Source organism: Flavobacterium hydatis (genome assembly GCF_000737695.1).
Taxonomy (GTDB): Bacteria; Bacteroidota; Bacteroidia; order Flavobacteriales; family Flavobacteriaceae; genus Flavobacterium; species Flavobacterium hydatis.
On sequence record NZ_JPRM01000001.1, the window covers coordinates 38627 to 57559 of the forward strand.

Annotated in this window: 19 protein-coding genes; 7 read left to right on the forward strand and 12 right to left on the reverse strand. The window is 32.8% G+C overall.

Going from position 1 to position 18933, the window contains the following annotated elements; genetic code table 11:
- Positions 1-118: 118 nt before the first annotated feature.
- The 5 genes from IW20_RS00175 to IW20_RS00195 form a co-directional block, all read right to left on the reverse strand.
- Positions 119-1288: a DUF1501 domain-containing protein gene (locus IW20_RS00175; RefSeq protein ID WP_035617275.1), complete on the reverse strand. Its 1170-nt coding sequence runs from the start codon at positions 1286-1288 to the stop codon at positions 119-121.
- Positions 1289-1300: 12 nt separating this feature from the next.
- Positions 1301-2698: a DUF1800 domain-containing protein gene (locus IW20_RS00180; RefSeq protein ID WP_035617280.1), complete on the reverse strand. Its 1398-nt coding sequence runs from the start codon at positions 2696-2698 to the stop codon at positions 1301-1303.
- Between the two features lie 578 nt (positions 2699-3276).
- Complete coding sequence (locus tag IW20_RS00185; protein ID WP_035617282.1) at positions 3277-5673, reverse strand: ribonucleoside-diphosphate reductase subunit alpha; 2397 nt, start codon at positions 5671-5673, stop codon at positions 3277-3279.
- Between the two features lie 283 nt (positions 5674-5956).
- Positions 5957-6934 carry a ribonucleotide-diphosphate reductase subunit beta gene (locus IW20_RS00190; RefSeq protein WP_035617284.1) on the reverse strand — a complete coding sequence of 326 codons (978 nt, stop codon included), beginning with the start codon at positions 6932-6934 and terminating at the stop codon, positions 5957-5959.
- Between the two features lie 342 nt (positions 6935-7276).
- Positions 7277-7846, reverse strand: a complete 570-nt coding sequence (locus IW20_RS00195) for a DUF3109 family protein (protein ID WP_035617286.1) — start codon at positions 7844-7846, stop codon at positions 7277-7279.
- A gap of 374 nt (positions 7847-8220) precedes the next feature.
- On the opposite strand from IW20_RS00195, the gene IW20_RS00200 reads away from it, so the two are divergent.
- The 3 genes from IW20_RS00200 (at position 8221) to IW20_RS00210 (ending at position 9737) form a co-directional block, all read left to right on the forward strand.
- Positions 8221-8799 (forward strand): MarC family protein, encoded by a 579-nt coding sequence (locus IW20_RS00200; RefSeq protein WP_035617288.1) that lies wholly within the window; start codon positions 8221-8223, stop codon positions 8797-8799.
- Positions 8800-8926: 127 nt separating this feature from the next.
- A complete protein-coding gene (locus IW20_RS00205; RefSeq protein ID WP_035617290.1) occupies positions 8927-9130 on the forward strand; it encodes a hypothetical protein in 204 nt (67 codons plus the stop codon).
- A 1-nt stretch (position 9131) separates the two neighbouring features.
- Positions 9132-9737: an FAD-dependent oxidoreductase gene (locus IW20_RS00210; RefSeq protein ID WP_035617291.1), complete on the forward strand. Its 606-nt coding sequence runs from the start codon at positions 9132-9134 to the stop codon at positions 9735-9737.
- Positions 9738-9838: 101 nt separating this feature from the next.
- Here the strand turns inward: IW20_RS00210 and IW20_RS00215 are convergent, their stop codons facing one another.
- From IW20_RS00215 to IW20_RS00235, 5 genes are all read right to left on the reverse strand, one after another.
- Complete coding sequence (locus tag IW20_RS00215; RefSeq protein ID WP_035617292.1) at positions 9839-10150, reverse strand: hypothetical protein; 312 nt, start codon at positions 10148-10150, stop codon at positions 9839-9841.
- A 53-nt stretch (positions 10151-10203) separates the two neighbouring features.
- Positions 10204-10566 carry a nuclear transport factor 2 family protein gene (locus tag IW20_RS00220; RefSeq protein WP_035617293.1) on the reverse strand — a complete coding sequence of 121 codons (363 nt, stop codon included), beginning with the start codon at positions 10564-10566 and terminating at the stop codon, positions 10204-10206.
- Between the two features lie 17 nt (positions 10567-10583).
- A complete protein-coding gene (locus tag IW20_RS00225) occupies positions 10584-12161 on the reverse strand; it encodes a S41 family peptidase (protein WP_035617294.1) in 1578 nt (525 codons plus the stop codon).
- Positions 12162-12241: 80 nt separating this feature from the next.
- Positions 12242-12676, reverse strand: coding sequence for a deoxycytidylate deaminase (locus IW20_RS00230; RefSeq protein WP_035617296.1), 435 nt, complete (start codon positions 12674-12676; stop codon positions 12242-12244).
- 3 nt (positions 12677-12679) lie between these two features.
- The gene (locus IW20_RS00235; protein WP_035617298.1) at positions 12680-13273 is read right to left on the reverse strand and encodes a HupE/UreJ family protein; all 594 of its coding nucleotides are present in this window, start codon (positions 13271-13273) and stop codon (positions 12680-12682) included.
- Between the two features lie 194 nt (positions 13274-13467).
- Here IW20_RS00235 and IW20_RS00240 point away from each other — a divergent pair, with 194 nt between their 5' ends.
- Positions 13468-13899, forward strand: a complete 432-nt coding sequence (locus IW20_RS00240) for a TerB family tellurite resistance protein (RefSeq protein ID WP_035617301.1) — start codon at positions 13468-13470, stop codon at positions 13897-13899.
- A 245-nt stretch (positions 13900-14144) separates the two neighbouring features.
- Here the strand turns inward: IW20_RS00240 and fbp are convergent, their stop codons facing one another.
- Complete coding sequence (fbp, locus tag IW20_RS00245) at positions 14145-15152, reverse strand: class 1 fructose-bisphosphatase (protein ID WP_035617304.1); 1008 nt, start codon at positions 15150-15152, stop codon at positions 14145-14147.
- 173 nt (positions 15153-15325) lie between these two features.
- On the opposite strand from fbp, the gene IW20_RS00250 reads away from it, so the two are divergent.
- On the forward strand, positions 15326-15805 hold the full coding sequence (locus IW20_RS00250) for a GNAT family N-acetyltransferase (RefSeq protein WP_035617306.1): 480 nt from the start codon (positions 15326-15328) through the stop codon (positions 15803-15805).
- Between the two features lie 34 nt (positions 15806-15839).
- Positions 15840-17099 (forward strand): aspartate kinase, encoded by a 1260-nt coding sequence (locus IW20_RS00255; protein WP_035617308.1) that lies wholly within the window; start codon positions 15840-15842, stop codon positions 17097-17099.
- A gap of 72 nt (positions 17100-17171) precedes the next feature.
- Here IW20_RS00255 and IW20_RS00260 read toward each other — a convergent pair whose 3' ends face one another.
- The gene (locus IW20_RS00260) at positions 17172-17519 is read right to left on the reverse strand and encodes a helix-turn-helix transcriptional regulator (RefSeq protein WP_035617310.1); all 348 of its coding nucleotides are present in this window, start codon (positions 17517-17519) and stop codon (positions 17172-17174) included.
- Positions 17520-17751: 232 nt separating this feature from the next.
- On the opposite strand from IW20_RS00260, the gene IW20_RS25990 reads away from it, so the two are divergent.
- Positions 17752-18621 (forward strand): bacteriocin class II family protein, encoded by an 870-nt coding sequence (locus IW20_RS25990; protein WP_035617312.1) that lies wholly within the window; start codon positions 17752-17754, stop codon positions 18619-18621.
- Positions 18622-18933 lie beyond the last annotated feature (312 nt).

Here is an 18933-nt window from a genome sequence, read left to right on the forward strand (position 1 = left end):
TTATAGAGCGCAATTATTTCATAAACTTTATCGACAAAAGGCTTTCCCATAAAAAACATCATAATGATGGCGTTTCAGAATTGTCTCCAGTCAAAGTATGATACAATTCAATACTAACTTAAGTAAACAATCCAGCAACAGGTTTGTTACTTATTCCTATTTTAGAATAATCAAAGCTCATTTTTTGCTGTAACAAAGAAGCATAAACACTTCTAAAATCAATTTCATATTTTAAATCGCCATTATCCAAGTTAGACAAATCAGGATTTTTTCCTAAAATTGTTCCTTTATTATTCCCTCCTATAATAAACATTGGTGCTGCCGTTCCATGATCTGTTCCGTTTCCGTTGTCTTTTACTCTCCTACCAAATTCCGAGAATACAACAACTGTAACATTCTGAAGTAATTGTGCTTGTTTTAAATCCTGATAAAAACTGTACAACGCATCATTTAAATCAGTTAATTTTTTCTCATGAATTGCAAGTTGATTATCATGTGTATCAAATCCGCCAAGCGATGTATAATATACTTTCGAATTTAGATTTCCTTTTATTAATCGACTAATCCATTCCAGATTTTTAGATAGTTCGGTTTTAGGATAACTTATTTCTGTTTTAGATTTCGCCAATGCTTTCTGAATTTCATCGGATCCTTCGGTAACCGAATTGGCGATTTTCCGAACAAAATCCAACTGAGGATTATTCGATAATGTTACATTTTCTTCCTTATCCGATTTTACTTTAAATCGGTTTGGATCTTTTACCGTGATTGAATTTGGCTCAATTCCTTTTAAAGCCAAATTATCTATTGTGTCTATATTTATTCCAGCCGTAGCCTGATGTCCTTTACATTGCAAGTCCAGATATCGTCCGAGCCAACCTTCATTTATATATTTATCCGAATCTGTTGCTGTTTGCCAAATCTCCTGACTACGAAAATGCGAACGAATCGGCTCTGGATAACCTACATTTTGAATTACGGTTAAATCTCCGTTTTGTTGCATTTGTGCAAAATCTTTTAAAGAAGGATGAAATGCCATTCCTTTATTTTTCCCTATCACAACATCTTTATCTAAAGCTATTTTTGTTCTTAAATCATAATACAAAGGATTATCATACGGGATAAAAGTATTCAATCCGTCATTCCCTCCGTTAAGCTGTACAAATACAACGCATTGCTCGCCAATTACCAAACTATTTTGAGAACCATAAGCATGCAAAAAATCAGGAAGCAAAAGCATTCCGCCAGTAAATGTTCCTGTTATCGATATAAAATTCCTTCTGTTCATTGCTTTAAACTTCTAGATTAATTGGTATTCGGGTAACTTGGTAATGTAATTAAACAGTCGGATTACTGCAAAATTGGCATGAGGTTCTTTCGGGTCAAAATCATATTTAAGCAAATTCTCCATGTCTTTTTGCATTGCGTCATTGACATTAAACAAAAGCCTGTTTGACAATTCGGCAATAATTGTTTTATTACTCCCATTAGAATCAAAATCTATTTTAATATCAATTTTTTCGATTTCAGTCTTTGGTTTCTCACTTTCATCACTCATTGTATTTAGTACCTTTCTTGTAATACTTCTTCCACTGCAAAGTAAATCTGATGTATTGTTACGTTGTAAATAAACTTGAGAAGTCAGCCATGAATTTCCACCATCCCAACCTTTCACATTAACCTGATTGTATAAGTCCATTCCTTGTTGTTTCAAAAAAAACATGACTATACCATCGTCGAGATCATCAATATGCAATTCATCTAAAAGCTGCAAAATATAAACCAATGGATCTTTTATTTTAGTTCCAGAAACATCTTTAGCATATTCTTCGGTAAATATTTTAGTTAGCAATGGTTGTATTTCGAACTTTACTTTCCTGAAATAATCACCATAATAAATTACCAAATCTTCTGAAGGATTATCGTAAATAAACCATTTCAGAATTTTTCGGGTAATTAAGTACGGAATGCTTTTCTGCTCAAAAATAATATCTACGAGATCATCTACTTTCCAATTTCCAGTTTTCCCGAAATAGGTTTTATCACTATCATCTTCGGCAAAGCGCCTGTAAACTGCTCCATCATCTCCCAGATTTAATCCTGCTAAAGCTCTTGCTCCATTTTTAATATCATTTTCGGTATAATTTCCAATTCCGATTGTGAACAACTCAAGTAATTCACGGCTTAGATTTTCGTTGTACTTTCCTTTTTTATTATCGACATTATCCAGGTATTTCACCATTGCATTTGATTTTATGATTTGCTTGGTGAGTTCTTTGAAGTTTCCAAAAGCATGCTCTCGCAAAATCATATTGTGCTGATAAATCCAATAATTGACTTTTACTTTCTGGGAAGTCGAAACGAAATGATTATGCCAGAAACAAACCATGTTTTCGCGTAGCGGAAATTCATCGTTTCGCATCTTGGCTATCCACCATTTTTTTAATTCGACTGCCGAGTAGATTTCTTTTTTAAGAATCTTCTTTTTTGCTTCTGAATCAGCCGTTTTTATAGATTCACGTAGTTCTTTAAGTTCAATAAGTGTTTTGGGATCATCGTCTAAAAAAGCAGGAAGTTGTTTGTCAAACTTTGAATCATAGGAATGTTTTAGAAATTTTTCTAATCCTAGTTTTTCAATCTTGTCGGATTCTTTTCCAGAGAAACCCAATCGTAACGACCAAACATTGCTTTTTTTCATAACGCAGGAATTATTTGAGAATAAGACTTAACTTTTCTTAAAAGGTTTAAAAGGGAGGTTCTGAGTTTCTTAGATGCTAAGGCGCTAAGTTTTTTTTTAATTAGGTAGTATAATTAGAACGGAGAATTTTTGGGGATATTATCTAAATCTAATTAACAGGAAACGAGCGGAATCATCCAAACAAGAGTGAATACCTATTTGTAATACCTCATTTTTTATTCAAAACGATATAATAACATAGTCCAAGGTTTCAACCTTGGATACGAATTTAATTAAACATCATTGTATCCCCAAGGTTGAAACCTTGGGCTATACCGAAAATTGAAGATAGCCGAGCTACTAACGGAGATTCTTCGTTCCTCAGAAAGACAAAATTGGGCAAAAATTAATGCTAGCATCTCAATTCCTAGCCCCGATTGCAGTGGAAATCCTTTTTATTTTTCCTTTAAAAATAAAAAGATTGCAACGAAAAGCGGGAAAAAGCTCCTAAAAAAACAAAAGCAGCTATCATAACGATAACTGCTTTCTACTAACTTAAGAATAAATCTTTTCTCTTTATTCTATTTTCTTTCTTCTAATTAAGAACCACACATTTCACAATCGTCTGGATCTCCTGCTTGTGCTTTTAGCAACATTGCTTTGTAATCTTCAACACTTATTGCTTCGGTTTCTGGAACTAAAGCTGTTGGTGCATCTTCTTCTTTTTTATCGTTGTTTAATGTAAATTTAATTGCATCTACAGCTGATTTAGTACGTAGGTAATACATTCCTGTTTTTAAACCTGATTGCCAAGCGTAAAAGTGCATTGATGTAAGTTTAGAATAGTTCGCATCTTGCATAAACAAGTTTAATGATTGCGATTGATCTATAAAGTAACCTCTTTGGCGTGACATATCGATAATATCTTTCATCGACATTTCCCAAACTGTTTTATACAAATCTTTTAAGTCTTGCGGGATAATATCAATGTTTTGAACTGATCCGTTATGACGCATGATTTCTTGTTTCAATGTTTCGTTCCACAATCCTAGTTTTACTAAATCTTCTAGTAAGTGTTTGTTTACAACGATAAATTCTCCTGACAATACACGACGTGTATAAATGTTTGATGTATATGGCTCGAAAGCTTCGTTGTTTCCTAAAATTTGTGAAGTCGAAGCTGTAGGCATTGGCGCAACTAATAATGAGTTACGAACTCCATGTTCCATTACTTCTTTACGTAACGAAGCCCAGTCCCAACGTCCTGATAATTCTTCGTCTTTCATTCCCCACATATTGTATTGGAATTCTCCTTGTGACATTGGAGATCCTGCAAATGTAGAATATGGTCCTTCTTCTTGAGCCATTTCCATAGATGCGGTTACAGCTGCAAAGTATAATGTTTCGAAAATTTCCTGGTTTAATTTCTTAGCCTCATCACTTGTAAATGGCATACGCAACAAGATAAAAGCATCTGCTAATCCTTGTACACCAAGACCTACCGGACGGTGACGCATGTTAGAATTTTCTGCTTCTTTTACCGGATAGTAGTTTCTGTCGATTACTTTGTTTAAGTTGCGAGTTACACGTTTTGTTACGTTGTAAAGCGCTTCGTGATCAAATTTTCCGTTCTCGATAAACATTGGTAACGAAATAGAAGCTAGGTTACAAACTGCAATTTCATCTTTAGAGGTGAACTCCATAATCTCTGTACACAAGTTTGATGAACGAATTGTTCCTAAATTCTTGTGGTTAGATTTACGGTTTGCTGCATCTTTGTACAACATATATGGTGTTCCGGTCTCGATTTGTGATTCAAGGATTTTCTCCCATAATTCACGAGCACGGATTGTTTTTCTTCCTTTTCCTCTAAATTCGTAGTCAAGGTACATTGCTTCGAATTCTTCTCCGTAAACATCGTATAATCCCGGACATTCGTTAGGACACATTAATGTCCAAGATGCATCTTCCTGTACACGTTTCATGAATAAATCAGATGTCCACATGGCGAAGAATAAATCACGCGCACGCATTTCTTCTTTTCCTGTGTTTTTCTTTAAATCTAAAAATTCAAAGATATCTGCGTGCCAAGTTTCGATGTAAATTGCAAAACTACCTTTACGTTTTCCCCCACCTTGATCTACATAACGTGCCGTATCGTTAAATACTCTCAACATAGGAACAATTCCGTTTGATGTTCCGTTAGTTCCACGAATGTAAGAACCTGTTGCACGTACGTTATGAATAGAAAGTCCGATTCCTCCCGCTGATTGCGAGATTTTAGCCGTTTGTTTCAATGTATCGTAAATTCCATCGATGCTATCGTCTTGCATTGCAAGAAGGAAACAAGATGACATTTGCGGTTTTGGAGTTCCTGCATTAAACAATGTAGGCGTTGCATGGGTAAAGAATTTTTTAGACATTAAGTCGTATGTTTCCATTACCGATTTTAAATCATCAAGGTGAATACCTACAGACACACGCATTAACATATGTTGTGGTCTCTCGACAATTTTACCATTTATTTTAAGTAAATACGAACGCTCCAAAGTTTTGAACCCGAAGTAATCGTAATTAAAATCTCTTGTGTATATGATATGTGAATCTAAAAACTCAGCATTTTCCTGAATTACCTTGTAAACTTCGTCCGAAAGAAGTGGTGCTTCTTGCCCATTTCTTGGATTTACGTAGTTATACATATCCTTCATCGTTTCTGAGAACGATTTTTTAGTATTAGAGTGTAAATTTGAAATTGCAACTCGAGCAGCCAATTGAGCATAATCCGGGTGTGCAATCGTCATTGAAGCTGCAGTTTCGGCAGCAAGATTATCTAGTTCCGAAGTCGAAACCCCATCATACAATCCTTCGATAACGCGCATAGCTACCTTAACAGGATCTACGAGTTCATTTAACCCGTAACACAATTTTTTGATTCTTTCTGTAATCTTATCAAACATTACTGGCTCTCTGTGGCCATCTCTTTTTACTACATACATAAGCTTACCTTTATAATTATTATTGAAAAAATGAAAACATAGAGGAGCTAACCTCTATATTTAAACATTGCGTGTTTTTTTATTTATTTGGAAATTAGTAGATTTCCAATAGTTACCCTCTCCTCAACCTAATATAGGCCGAAAATTAGTCCGTAATTGTGCTGAATCTACGATTTGGGGGAAATCAGATTCAACTTTAAAATTGTTTAGTTATAGAAACCTTCGTTTCTTAATTTTTTGTTTTTTTGAGCGTCGTGGTAGTCGCTAAAAAATACTTTGTTGTCTAAAAATCTGCATCGAATGAAATTTTTTGAGCATCACTATCTGTGTTCATCACACCTGATTTTTGATACTCTGCAACACGTTTTTCAAAGAAATTAGTTTTTCCTTGAAGTGAAATCATATCCATAAAGTCGAACGGATTTGCTGAACCGTAAACACGGTCACATCCTAATTCAACAAGTAGTCTATCGGCAACAAATTCTAGATATTGTGTCATTAAGACTGCATTCATACCGATTAAACTTACTGGAAGAGATTCTGTAACGAACTCTCTTTCGATGTTTAAAGCATCAACGATAATTTCTTTAATTCTATCTTTAGGAACTTTGTTTACTAAATGATGATTATGTAAATGCACTGCAAAATCACAGTGAACTCCTTCGTCACGAGAAATTAACTCGTTTGAGAAAGTTAATCCTGGCATTAATCCACGTTTTTTCAACCAATAAATAGAACAGAAAGCTCCTGAAAAGAAGATTCCTTCTACTGCTGCAAAAGCAATTAATCGCTCTGCAAATGAATCTGACTCAATCCACTTTAATGCCCATTTTGCTTTTTTTGCAATTGCTGGAAAAACATCTAATGCATTAAATAATTCATCTTTCTCTGCTTCGTCTTTTACGTAAGTATCTATCAATAATGAATAGGTTTCACTATGAATATTCTCCATCATAATTTGGAATCCGTAGAAAAACTTTGCTTCTGCATATTGTACTTCGTTTACAAAATTCTCAGCAAGATTTTCATTTACAATTCCATCAGATGCAGCAAAGAATGCTAATATATGTTTGATAAAATATCTTTCATCGTCAGACAACTTATTATTCCAGTCATTCAAGTCTTGGTGCAAATCAATTTCTTCAGCAGTCCAAAAACTAGCTTCCATTTTTTTGTACCATTCCCATATATCATGATGTTTGATAGGAAAAATTACGAAACGGTTCTTATTTTCTTGTAAAATTGGTTCGACTTGTGACATTATTGTTGTGTTTTATTTTAAATATTTTCAATAGATTTTCATCCATTTCTGTAGACTACAAAGATTGTCATTTGTTGGCTAAAATAAAAGTCAAACTTATTCACAATCGAGTCTAGTTTTTAACAAAGGGACAAAAACAGAATAATTTTCATACAATTCCTAACATTCTGAAAATTAGACAGTTAAATCTGTCCAAATTCACGTTAGCAAGCGTAAAATATAGGATTTTTGAAATAAAATGCAAGACTTTTTTATAATTTTTAAAAATCTTTTTTTAGATCATTTGCAATAATTTTTATTGCAATATCTGCATTGTTTGGTTGTAAAAAAAATGAGATGTTTTTAAGAGCGTTTCAGTTCTTCGGCAACTTTATCAAGTTCCATATACCAATCTTCTCCAAACTTGCGAATTAACGCTTCTTTTACGAATTTATAAACAGGAACTTCAAGCTCCTGACCTAAAGAACAGGCAGCATCACAAATATCCCATTTGTCATAATTAACCGCAGCAAACTCGGTAAAGTCTTTTACTCGAATTGGGTATAAATGACAAGAAACTGGTTTTTTCCAAGTTACGATTCCCTGATTATAGGCTTGTTCGATTCCGCAAAGAGCGGTTTTACCATCAAAGATTACATAGGCGCAATCTTTATTATCAATTAATGGAGTCTCTAAGTCTCCATCGGTTCCTTTTACCCAAGTTCCCTGAGCTTCGATAGCTTCAATACCTTCTTTACGTAAAAAAGGCTTCACTTTAGGATATATTTCTTCTAATATCTTTGTTTCCTCCTCACTTAGCGGAGCTCCAGCATCGCCATCAACACAGCAAGCACCTTTACAAGCTGACAAATTGCAAACAAATTCTTTTTCAAGAATATCTTCTGAAACGATGGTTTTTCCTAATTGAAACATGATAATAAAATACTGTAATTTATAAAGTGCAAAGATAGGCAAAGAAAACAGATGAAATGAGATTAAATTTTTACTGCAGAATCTGTTGAAATTTAACCCCAAAGTTTTTTTTTCATCAACAAAAACAATGAAAAATTAAGTTTTAGTAGACATTTTAAAATCTTTACGAATCTCAACCAGACATTTCCGCTCAGAACTTTACTGAAAATCTTTGCGAATCCTTGAAGTAAAAACAAAATTTTGTTATAAAAATCATTATTTTACAGCTTAACACGTGTTTTTATAACAAAAATGCACTATTGTTATAATCTTATGAAAAAGCCCTAACTTTATTATCTAACTTTGCACATCTTTAAACACTAAATCAAAAAATTATGCTAGAAATTGATTTTAAGGAAATTATCACTGTCGGGATGGTGTTATTTGCAGTAATTGATATTGTGGGTTCTATCCCAATCATTGTTAACCTAAGATCAAAAGTTGGGCATATCGAATCTGAAAAAGCTTCAATCGTTGCTGGTCTTATAATGATTATTTTCCTTTTTATCGGAGAAGGCTTTCTTAAAATAATCGGTATCGATGTACACTCTTTTGCTGTAGCTGGTTCTTTTGTTTTATTCTTCTTAGCTTTAGAGATGATTCTTGGTATACATATTTATCGTAACGAAGAGGCAAGTTCTGCATCTATTGTTCCGTTAGCTTTTCCGTTAATTGCGGGAGCAGGTACAATGACAACTTTATTATCCTTACGTTCTCAATTTCATACTATAAATATAGTTATAGCAATTGTACTGAATATTATCTTGGTATATATCGTTTTAAAATCTTCTTCGAAAATCGAAAAATTACTGGGCGAGAATGGCCTTGGCGTAGTTCGTAAGACTTTTGGTGTAGTCCTTTTAGCCATTGCTGTTAAATTATTTGCAGCTAATGTTAAAGGTTTGTTTGTCTAACATTTATTTTCATAAATTTACCCCCTCAGAAATACTTAAATACCAGAATCTTCGTTTTAGGAATCCCAAAAACAACAATTCGGTTTTTATATATTTCTCTTAATAGTTAGAAACAAATAATTGTCCTATGAAAATTTTTACTTCCATATTAGTGCTTTTAGCATTAGCATTGATTGTTTTCAATATTACTTTGCTTGATTTTCAAAATCCTTTACAAGGAGATAGCATGGTAGCTTTTATTGGAATCGCTGCTTCATTTTGCGCTGTACTAATCCTTCTAATTTTTAGAATTTCTAAAAAAATAGAAGAAAAGATGAACGATCAACAATAATATGTTTGACGTTTTAATTATTGGCGGAGGGGTATCAAGTATGTCCTGTGCACTTGTTTTAGGATCTGCACAAAACAAACCTTTTGCTATTGACAAAAAAATTGGAGTTTTTACTCACCAAAAAAACTCTTCTCTTCAAGAGGCTCTATTTAATAATGCGTATGGTATTGCACCGGGAAAATTAGGTTCTGAATTATTATCTGAAAGCACCGAACATTTAAGCCAAGCATATCCGCATATTGAGCAAATACCAAATGAAAAGGTAATAAAAATAGAAGGTGAATATCCTGAATTTTTAGTTTCCACAAACAGAAGCTCGTATAAAACTAAAATGGTAGTTGTAGGGATTGGTTCCGCAAATACATTTGCTATCGAAGGCTTGATGCAATATATCGAACCTCATAAAAAAGCTCTTCCCGAAAAACAACGCATTCAGTTAAAAAACATCGACCATAAAGTTGCCGAAGGTATTTATGTAATTGGTACTCTGGCTGGCTGGAGAAGCCAACTAGCAATTGCTGCAGGAAGTGGCGCTGCCGTTGCGACCGATATCTTAACAATATGGAATAATGGTGTGCAAACTCATGCACACGATAGTACTCGATAATATTTTGCTGTAAAATTATTAAACCATATAAGTTATATAAGTCAATATAATGCATTGCGCATATATTAAATGAACTTATATAACTTATATGGTTTAAATCTTTATTTAACAGAAACGATTTCTTTTACTTTTATATGTTTCTCGGTGTCGGCTTTCCAGATTTCTCCTTTTAAGGAAACTTCATCTCCTTCTTTTAATTTTTTGTAATTTTCAGGACCGCCCACATTCACAATACTTATTGTAGCATAATAAATTTCGTTTTTTTCTGTCTTTACTTTTGCCGTGTATCCGTCTTTACCAAACTCGATAGATTCTACTTTTCCTGAAATAGTGTTTTTATCTTTCATACAAGCGCAAGAAATTACAAAAGTCATTAAAACGAATAGGAAACTTATTCTTTTTATATTTTTCATGTTTATTATTTAACCGCGAAGTTCCCTAAGCATTACTCAAATTATTATTAATTCTACCTTAATTGAATACAACTTCCAGCAATTACTTTTAAATCTTCAAATTGTTTCCAGACTCTTATGTATCTAAAAACACCATCAAATGGTTCGTTATCATATTTTCCTTTTAGCAAAACTGTAACTCCCACAACAGCTGAATCATCGATTACATTAATTATCTGATCTGAAGCTTCTAGTACATCTATTTTCATTTTACCAGAACGATAGGTACCTAAATCGAATTGTTTAGTAATCGTTTGTCCATCTGGCAAATTAAATAGTAAATCATCGTGAAGGATTTTTTCCAGAGCTAGAACATCTGCATCTTTAACAGCAGCTAAAAGCTCGATTTCGGCATTTACAATAGTACTTACTTCCATTTTGATAAAATTTAGCGTTATTTCTTCTGATTTAAAACAGCTTTAATCATTGCATCATTTTTAAGAATCATATCATAATAGTAAATTTCGCCATACAATTGTCGAGCAAATTCGGCTGTGATATAACGACTAATGATTGCTTTATTTTTCTCTAATTTTAAATCTAATCCGTTTATAGAAAGGTATTTTTGAAAAGATTTAAAATAATCATCTGTTGCATGCATTTTAACAACAAAATCTTTATAGTTTAATCCCGTGAATGCTTTTCGGTTTTTATCTAATTGCTCAAAAACAAAATGTCCTACAATACCTGTTTGTAATAAATAAGCCGCACCTTCATTTCCATGTTCCATTTCGATCGGCACAAAAACATCTGGCACTATACCTCCACCTCCGTAAACAATTTTTCCCTTTGGGGTTTTATATTTTAATGTGTCAACAACTTTAATGCTGTCTTTGCTATATAGTTCTCCGTTATTAAAACGTGAATCTGATTCTTTAAAATAATCTTCGTTTCCGTGGCTATATGGCTTCTGGATAGAACGTCCTGTTGGTGTGTAATATCTCGCAACGGTTAATCTCACGGCAGAGCCATCATTAAAATCCATTTCGCGCTGCACCAATCCTTTTCCGAAAGAACGGCGACCAATTATATTCCCTCTATCGTTATCCTGGATTGCTCCTGCAAGAATCTCACTTGCCGAAGCGCTATTTTCATTGATTAGAATAGATACTTTTCCGTTTTCAAAACTTCCGGTTCCTGTAGCATAGGTTTTCTCTGTATCACCATTTTTATTTTTGGTAAAAACAATCAGTTGTTTATTTTTTAGGAATTCATCGGCAATCGCAACTGCTTCTTCCATATATCCTCCTCCGTTATCACGAAGGTCGATAATAAGCGACTCGATTCCTTTTTGCTTTAGCTTGGTTAAACCTGATTTAAACTCTGCAAAAGTGGTCTCTGCAAAACGATTAATCTTAATATATCCTGTGGTTTTATCTAATAACATCGTGACATCAACACTCTTTATCAGGATGACGTCTCTCTTTATTTTTACTTTTAATTTCTTTTGTTCTGATTTTCTGTAAACTGTCAATTCAATCTCTGTTCCTTTCTCTCCTTTTAGCTTAGCAAATAAGCTGTCTGAAGGAAGTTTTCGACCAAACAATTTTGTTTTTCCTACGTATAAAATCCTATCGCCAGCCAGAATTCCTGCTTTTGCCGAAGGGCCATTTTCTACAGGTTTTATAATTGCTACAGAATCTCTATACATATAAAAATTCACACCAATGCCTACAAAATCACCTTTCATACTTTCGGCAACTTCTGCTTGTTCGCTTGGCGGAATATAAACGGAATGGGGATCTAGTTTTGATAATATATTATCTACTGTAAGGTTTACAATAGAATCGGTATTAACGCTATCTACATACTCATTATTGATGAAATCAATTAATTTGTTGAGCTTGTTCTTAGAGTTGGTTTTAGCCAAAAACTGATCCTGTACTGGAGCGTTTAGCATACCTCCAAGGACAGTTCCCAGAGCTAAAGTTACTCCAATAACTATTGGCAAATATTTAGGATTGAATTTCATATGTAGTTAATATTTATTTTATGAATACAGGCTATTGCCATTCTTCATAAGTAACCGTGTATCTTGAAATTTCTGTAGCTTTATTCTTCTTCTAAAACAGGAATATGTTCTACCTCTACTCCTGCTTTTATTAAGAATTGTATACCTGCATCATCACGATATCCGGTTTGGTAAACAACTCTTTTTATCCCCGATTGATGAATTAATTTACTACATTCTTTGCATGGAGAAAGTGTTATATATAACGTTGCTCCTTCGCAAGATTGTGTAGATCGTGCTACCTTTAAAATAGCATTTGCCTCGGCATGCAAAACATCCCAGCGCGTTAATCCGTCTTCGTCCTCGCAGCAATTCTCAAATCCAGTTGGCGTTCCGTTGTAACCATCTGAAATAATCATACGGTCTTTTACGATAATTGCACCAACTTGCTTGCGCTTGCAATACGACAACAAGCTCCATTCTTTTGCTATTCGCAAATAGGCTTTGTCGTATCTATTTAACTTTTTCTTTTCCATTTTTTATCTGTTCCATATTTCGCTCTCAACAACCATCGGGATTACAACACCTATTATAAATGCCGACATCGTTAAAGTCCAGTCACGTTTTGAAAAACGAAAAATAGTTTGTACTATATATGAGAGTATTAAAACTACAAAAACCACAATAATTTGAGCTGCCTCAATCCCTAGCGCAAATTCTCCTAATGGTAATAACTTTGATGATGGACTTCCTCCTAATATTGTTTTAAAATAATTAGAGAATCCTAAACCATGAATTATTCCAAAGAAAAGTGTTATAAAAAACACCACATTAATACTCTCTGTCTTGGATGATTTTCCTGCTGTAAAAAAATTAAAAAAGGCTGTTATTAAAATAGTTATCGGAATTAAAAATTCGATAATATTTACTTTAATAGTAACGATTCCGTAAACCGAAAGTAACAATGCTAATGTATGCCCAACTGTAAAAATAGTTACAAGAAGCAAAATTCTTTTCCAATCCTTAAATGCATAAGGAATGGTTAAAGCCATTAGAAACATTACGTGGTCGTAAGCATGAATATCTAGAACGTGTTTTAATCCTATTTGAAAATAAATCCAAAAATCTGACATGGGTATTTTAATTTAAAATTGATAAAGGGTGTGTAAACTTACGATTAATTTTGAAAATGGTAGATTGCTATTCTAAAATCATTAAATAAAAATAAGTTAAAATTGCAGTTTCCTGAATTATAAAAATTATGAGAAAATTAAAATTAATAATTTAAAAATAGATTTATCTTTGTGATACAAAAAACCAATTAATTATGTCATTTTCAGATTTATTTGATAGCGAATTTAAACTAAGAAATAAAGGTCATTTTTCGGCTATTGTTCGCGTAGCTCTTGCAGACGGAAAAACAAATCAAGAAGAAAAAGCTTTTTTAGACAAGCTAGCTTCTAGATTAGAAATTTCGGACGAAGAGTATAAAGAAATTCTTGCAGATCCATTAAAGCACCCTATAAATGCGCCTTATTTGTATTCTCAACGTTTAGAGCGTTTATACGATTTGGCTCGTATGGTACACGTAGATCACCACATGGGAGACAGCCAAGAAATTATGTTAAGAAGACTTGGACTAGCACTAGGATTTACTCCTGGAAACGTAAATTACATTATTGCAAAAGCACTTTCATTAGTAGATAAAAAAGTAGATTTAGATACTTTTACTTTCGAAATGCAAAATATGAATAAATAGAAAGTATTCAGTATTCAGTCGCAGTATTCAGTTTTCTAGCTTGTACAAAAAACTGAAACTGTTACTAAAAAAGTTTACAGTCGCAGTATTCAGTTTACTAACTGGTACTAAAAACTGAGACTAATATTTAAAAAGTCTACAGTCGCATGATTCAGTTTTCTAACTGGTACTAAAAACTGAGACTGAAAACTAAACTGTTACTAAAAAACAAAAACCCGACTATTACTAGTCGGGTTTTATTTTTATTACTTTGCCTTAAGCATAAACTCTTCTGCTTTTTCGACCATATTATAGCTTCCGCAAAAGAACGGAACGCGTTGGTGTAATTCGGTTGGATTAATTTCCATGATTCTATTAAAACCATCAGATGCTTTTCCTCCTGCTTGCTCTGCAACAAATGCCATTGGGTTACATTCGTATAATAAACGTAGTTTTCCTTTTGGTGCTTTACTACTTGTTGGGTATAAATAAATTCCGCCTTTAATCATATTTCGATGAAAATCTGAAACTAAACTTCCTATATATCTCGAAGTATAAGGTCTATCATCTTCTTCGTGTTGGCAATATTTAATATAATCTTTTACTCCTTGTGGGAAATGAACATAGTTTCCTTCATTTACAGAATAAATATGTCCATCTTTTGAATATTTCATATTTGGATGTGACAAATAGAATGTTCCAATTGCTGGATTCAGTGTAAATCCGTTTACACCATGACCTGTTGTGTAAACCAACATTGTAGAAGTTCCGTAAATTACATATCCTGCTGCTACTTGATTAACTCCTGGTTGTAAAAAATCTTCGAGTGTAACTGGTGTTCCTATTGGTGTAATTCTTCTATAAACCGAAAAAATAGTTCCTACAGAAACATTTACATCAATATTAGAAGATCCATCAAGAGGATCCATCAAAACTACATATTTATTATTATGACTGTTATCGCTTCCTTGAACAGTAATAAAATCATCATTTTCTTCTGATGCGATTCCGCAAACAATCTCACGATTAATTAAGGTTTGAATAAAAACCTCATTTGCATACACATCTAGTTTTTGCTGATCTTCTCCTTGTATGTTTTGCTCACCAGCCGCACCAACGATGTCGACCAAACCAGCTTTGTTTACTTTATAATTAACAACTTTGGCTGCCAATCGTATAGAGTTGATAATTCGGGAAAGCTCCCCCGACGAATACTGAAATGCTTTTTGGTTCTCAATAATAAACTCTCCTAGTGTTTTATTGCGTTCTTCCATTATACTATATCGTTGTAGATTTTTTTTGAAGTCACAAATATCGCCTTTTTTGTGAAATTGGTTTAAAAATTATTTAGTTAGTTTGTCCGTATTGTATATTTGTTAACCAAAAGTAATAATTGAGTTCAAAAAAACCATTATTTTAGATATAAATACATTAATAATAAGAATTTATGAATATTAGAAAAGGAAACCCTGAAGACATGAAAGCTGTTTTAGGCTTGATTCAGGAACTGGCCATATTCGAAAAAGAACCAGACGCAGTTTTGGTTACTGAAAGCGATTTAGTTCGCGATGGCTTTGGAGAAAACCCTCTTTTTCATGTATTTGTAGCCGAGGTAGATGCCGAAATAGTTGGAATTGCCTTGTACTATTATCGATTCTCGACCTGGAAAGGCAAAACGATACATCTGGAGGATTTAATTGTAAAAGATAAAATGCGTGGAACTGGTTTAGGATTTGCTTTATATTCCGAAATAATGAAGCAGGCAAAAAGAGATAAAGTAAGAAGGGTTGAATGGAATGTACTTGATTGGAATACTCCCGCAGTAAAATTCTATGAAAATTCTGGCGCTAAAATTATCGAAGAATGGCGTGTTGTACAAATGGATGAAGCCGGAGTTGACACTTTTTTAGAGAAAAATAAAAATTAAGACACAATATATAATTAAGATATAATAAATAATAATGAGAGTATTCAAATTTGGTGGTGCCTCAGTGAAAGATGCTGAAGGGATTAAAAACGTATATGACGTTTTACAAAAAGTAGGTTATGAAGATGTATTGCTTGTGGTTTCGGCTATGGGAAAAACCACAAACGCTCTTGAGGTTGTAATAAAGAATTATTTTGAAAAATCATCGGAGTTAAGTTCATCTGTTCAAGAAGTAAAAAAGTACCATAATCAGATATTATTAGATTTATTCGAGAATGAAAAACATGAGGTTTTTACAGCTGTAAGTGCATTATTTTCGGAGTTAGAATATTTTCTTGCTCATAACAAATCTCCTAATTATAACTTTGTTTATGACCAAATTGTAAGTTTTGGAGAATTAATTTCGACTACTATCTTAAGTCATTTCATGAATTTTATGGGCATCCAAACACAATGGATTGATGTACGTAACTTTATAAAAACTAATGCTAATTACAGAGATGCTGAAGTTGATTGGGAATTAACTCAGAAAAACATTGGCAGTAATGTAAAGCGAAAAATGCTAAACATTACACAGGGATTTTTAGGTGCCGATGAAAATAACTTTACTACTACTTTAGGTCGTGAAGGTTCAGATTATACTGCTGCAATTTTTGCATATTGTTTAAATGCCGAAAGTGTTACTATCTGGAAAGATGTTCCTGGGGTAATGAATGCTGACCCTCGTTATTTTGAAAATGCAAGTTTGCTTAACCAAATTTCATATCGTGAAGCTATCGAATTAGCTTTTTACGGAGCAACAGTTATTCACCCTAAAACATTACAACCTTTACAGAAAAAAGAAATTCCGTTGTATGTAAAGTCATTTATAAACCCATTATTAAAAGGAACAAGTGTTTCTAAAGGTGTCGATTTAGAACCTTATTTGCCTTGTTTTATTGTAAAAAGAAACCAACTTTTGATTTCTCTTTCATCGATAGATTTTTCTTTTATCATGGAAGAAAACATCAGCGAGATTTTTGCTTTATTCCATGAATTTAAAATTAAGGTGAATTTAATTCAAAACTCAGCGATTAGCTTTTCTGTTTGTGTAGAGGATAAATTTGAAAATTTCAATGATTTGAATGCTATTCTTTCTAAAAAATTCAAAGTTGATTTCAGCGAGAATGTAACTTTATATACTATTCGCCATTTTGATGATAAAGCTGCCGAAACGGTTGAAGAAAACAAAGTCGTTTTACTAAAACAAGTAAGCCGCGAAACTATGCAAATAGTAACTAAGGAATCTAATTAGTTTTCTTTAAGAAAGAGTTAATTACAAAATTCAATATAAAGAAAGGCTTCACTTTTTCGGTGAAGCCTTTCTTTATGGTTTCTGTTTTCTTTTTAAATCTTTAATTGTTTTTTTCAGCTCTTTAATTCGTGCTTCGTATTGTTCTACGATTTTATCCGACAATTTATTTATTATAAAAGCTTCATTTAAATTATTTGTAGTTTCTTTATTCTGTCCTATATCTTTTGTTACCAATTCTCCTGGAGTTATTTGAAAAAACTCACATATTTTATTAGCGTAACTTGCCCAAGAAGTACCTTCTCCTCTTTCTATCCTAGCATAGGCAGACTGAGATATACGCAAACAATCTGCTAATTGCTCTTGCGACATATCCTTACTTTTACGCAACTGCTTTAGCTTATTTCCTACGATAACATTCATAAAAATCAGTTTTACTTGTAAGATAATAGAGGTCAGTTTTATTAAAATATACTCATAAAGCCTTGTTAAAAATCGCTTTTAAATAAAATCATGAAAAAATAGGGTGAAACTAATCTCTTCTGAATACCCAAAAATCGACTAAAAACAACCAGTTTCTGCATAAGACTAATTTAAATTCACTCATATATTTGTCAGATAGGCAACTTCTTTATTAACCATTAAAGTATGAATTATGAAAAAATTAAAATTTACTTTGGTAATAGTCTTGCTAATCAAATTGTTTTATTCATGTGATAGTAAAGACAGTACTTTTGAGAATAACTTAATCGAGCAAACAAATTATTCTGAAATTAGACTAGATGCAACAAGAAACATATCTAAACTTGATGAAAAATTAAGTAGTAAAACATCTATAGAAAATGAAATATCTAAATACTTCATTACAAAGGAGCAATCGCATTCTAAACAAATAAAGTTTCTGGAACAAATAGAATTCAAAATTACTTTAGCCCCACATTACAATACAAAAGAAGCAATATTTATGCTAACGTTCTATCAAGATTTAGCTAATTGCTACGATAAAGATATTTTGAACTTACTTGATTCTAAAAGAAAATTTCTTGATAAAACTTCATTTACTTCTGCTTTTAAACAAGAAGTAAATCTTATTTTTGATGTTATTGAAGAAACAACTGCTAAAATTTACCCAATTTTATATAAAGAAAACACACTCCATTCTAGAAGTACAGGTTTTTGGAATTGCATGGGAAGTCAAGGAAAAAACATAGCAAGAGGTATCGCAACCGGAGCTATAGGTGGAGCTATAACGGGTGCAAAAACTGGCGCAGCAGGTGGTACGTTAACATTACCAGGAATCGGAACTGCAACTGGTGCAGTTGGAGGAGCTGTATTTGGGGCTACTGCAGGTGCTATTGGAGGAGGAGCTACTGCTGCAGTTTGGGCTGCAATTGATTGTTCTTCAAATCTAAAACTACAAGTATTTCCTGAGGAACGTTTAGAATTAGATGTAGAAAAAATTAAATTTATTAATTCTATATTAGAAATACCTAAAGATGCATCATTAACCTTTACACTAGAATAAATGAAAATTTTTGAAAAAATACGCAAAATAGGCATACGTCAGTTTATTTTTTTATTTTTTGTGACAACAATACTATTTTTTTGTGCTCATTTTTTTAACGATAAAGATTTTAGCTGGAGTACTATATATCAACATCGCAAAGACATAAAAATGTATATAACTTTATTATATGCCTTTATATCAGCCCTTTTTATACATGTGGGAATATTGTATGGTAGCAAATTTCCTCCTTCAAAATAAAATGGGATGAACAAACATTCTATTTCTAAATAAATTAATACGTTATCAAATCCTCTTAAGGCTTCACCAAAA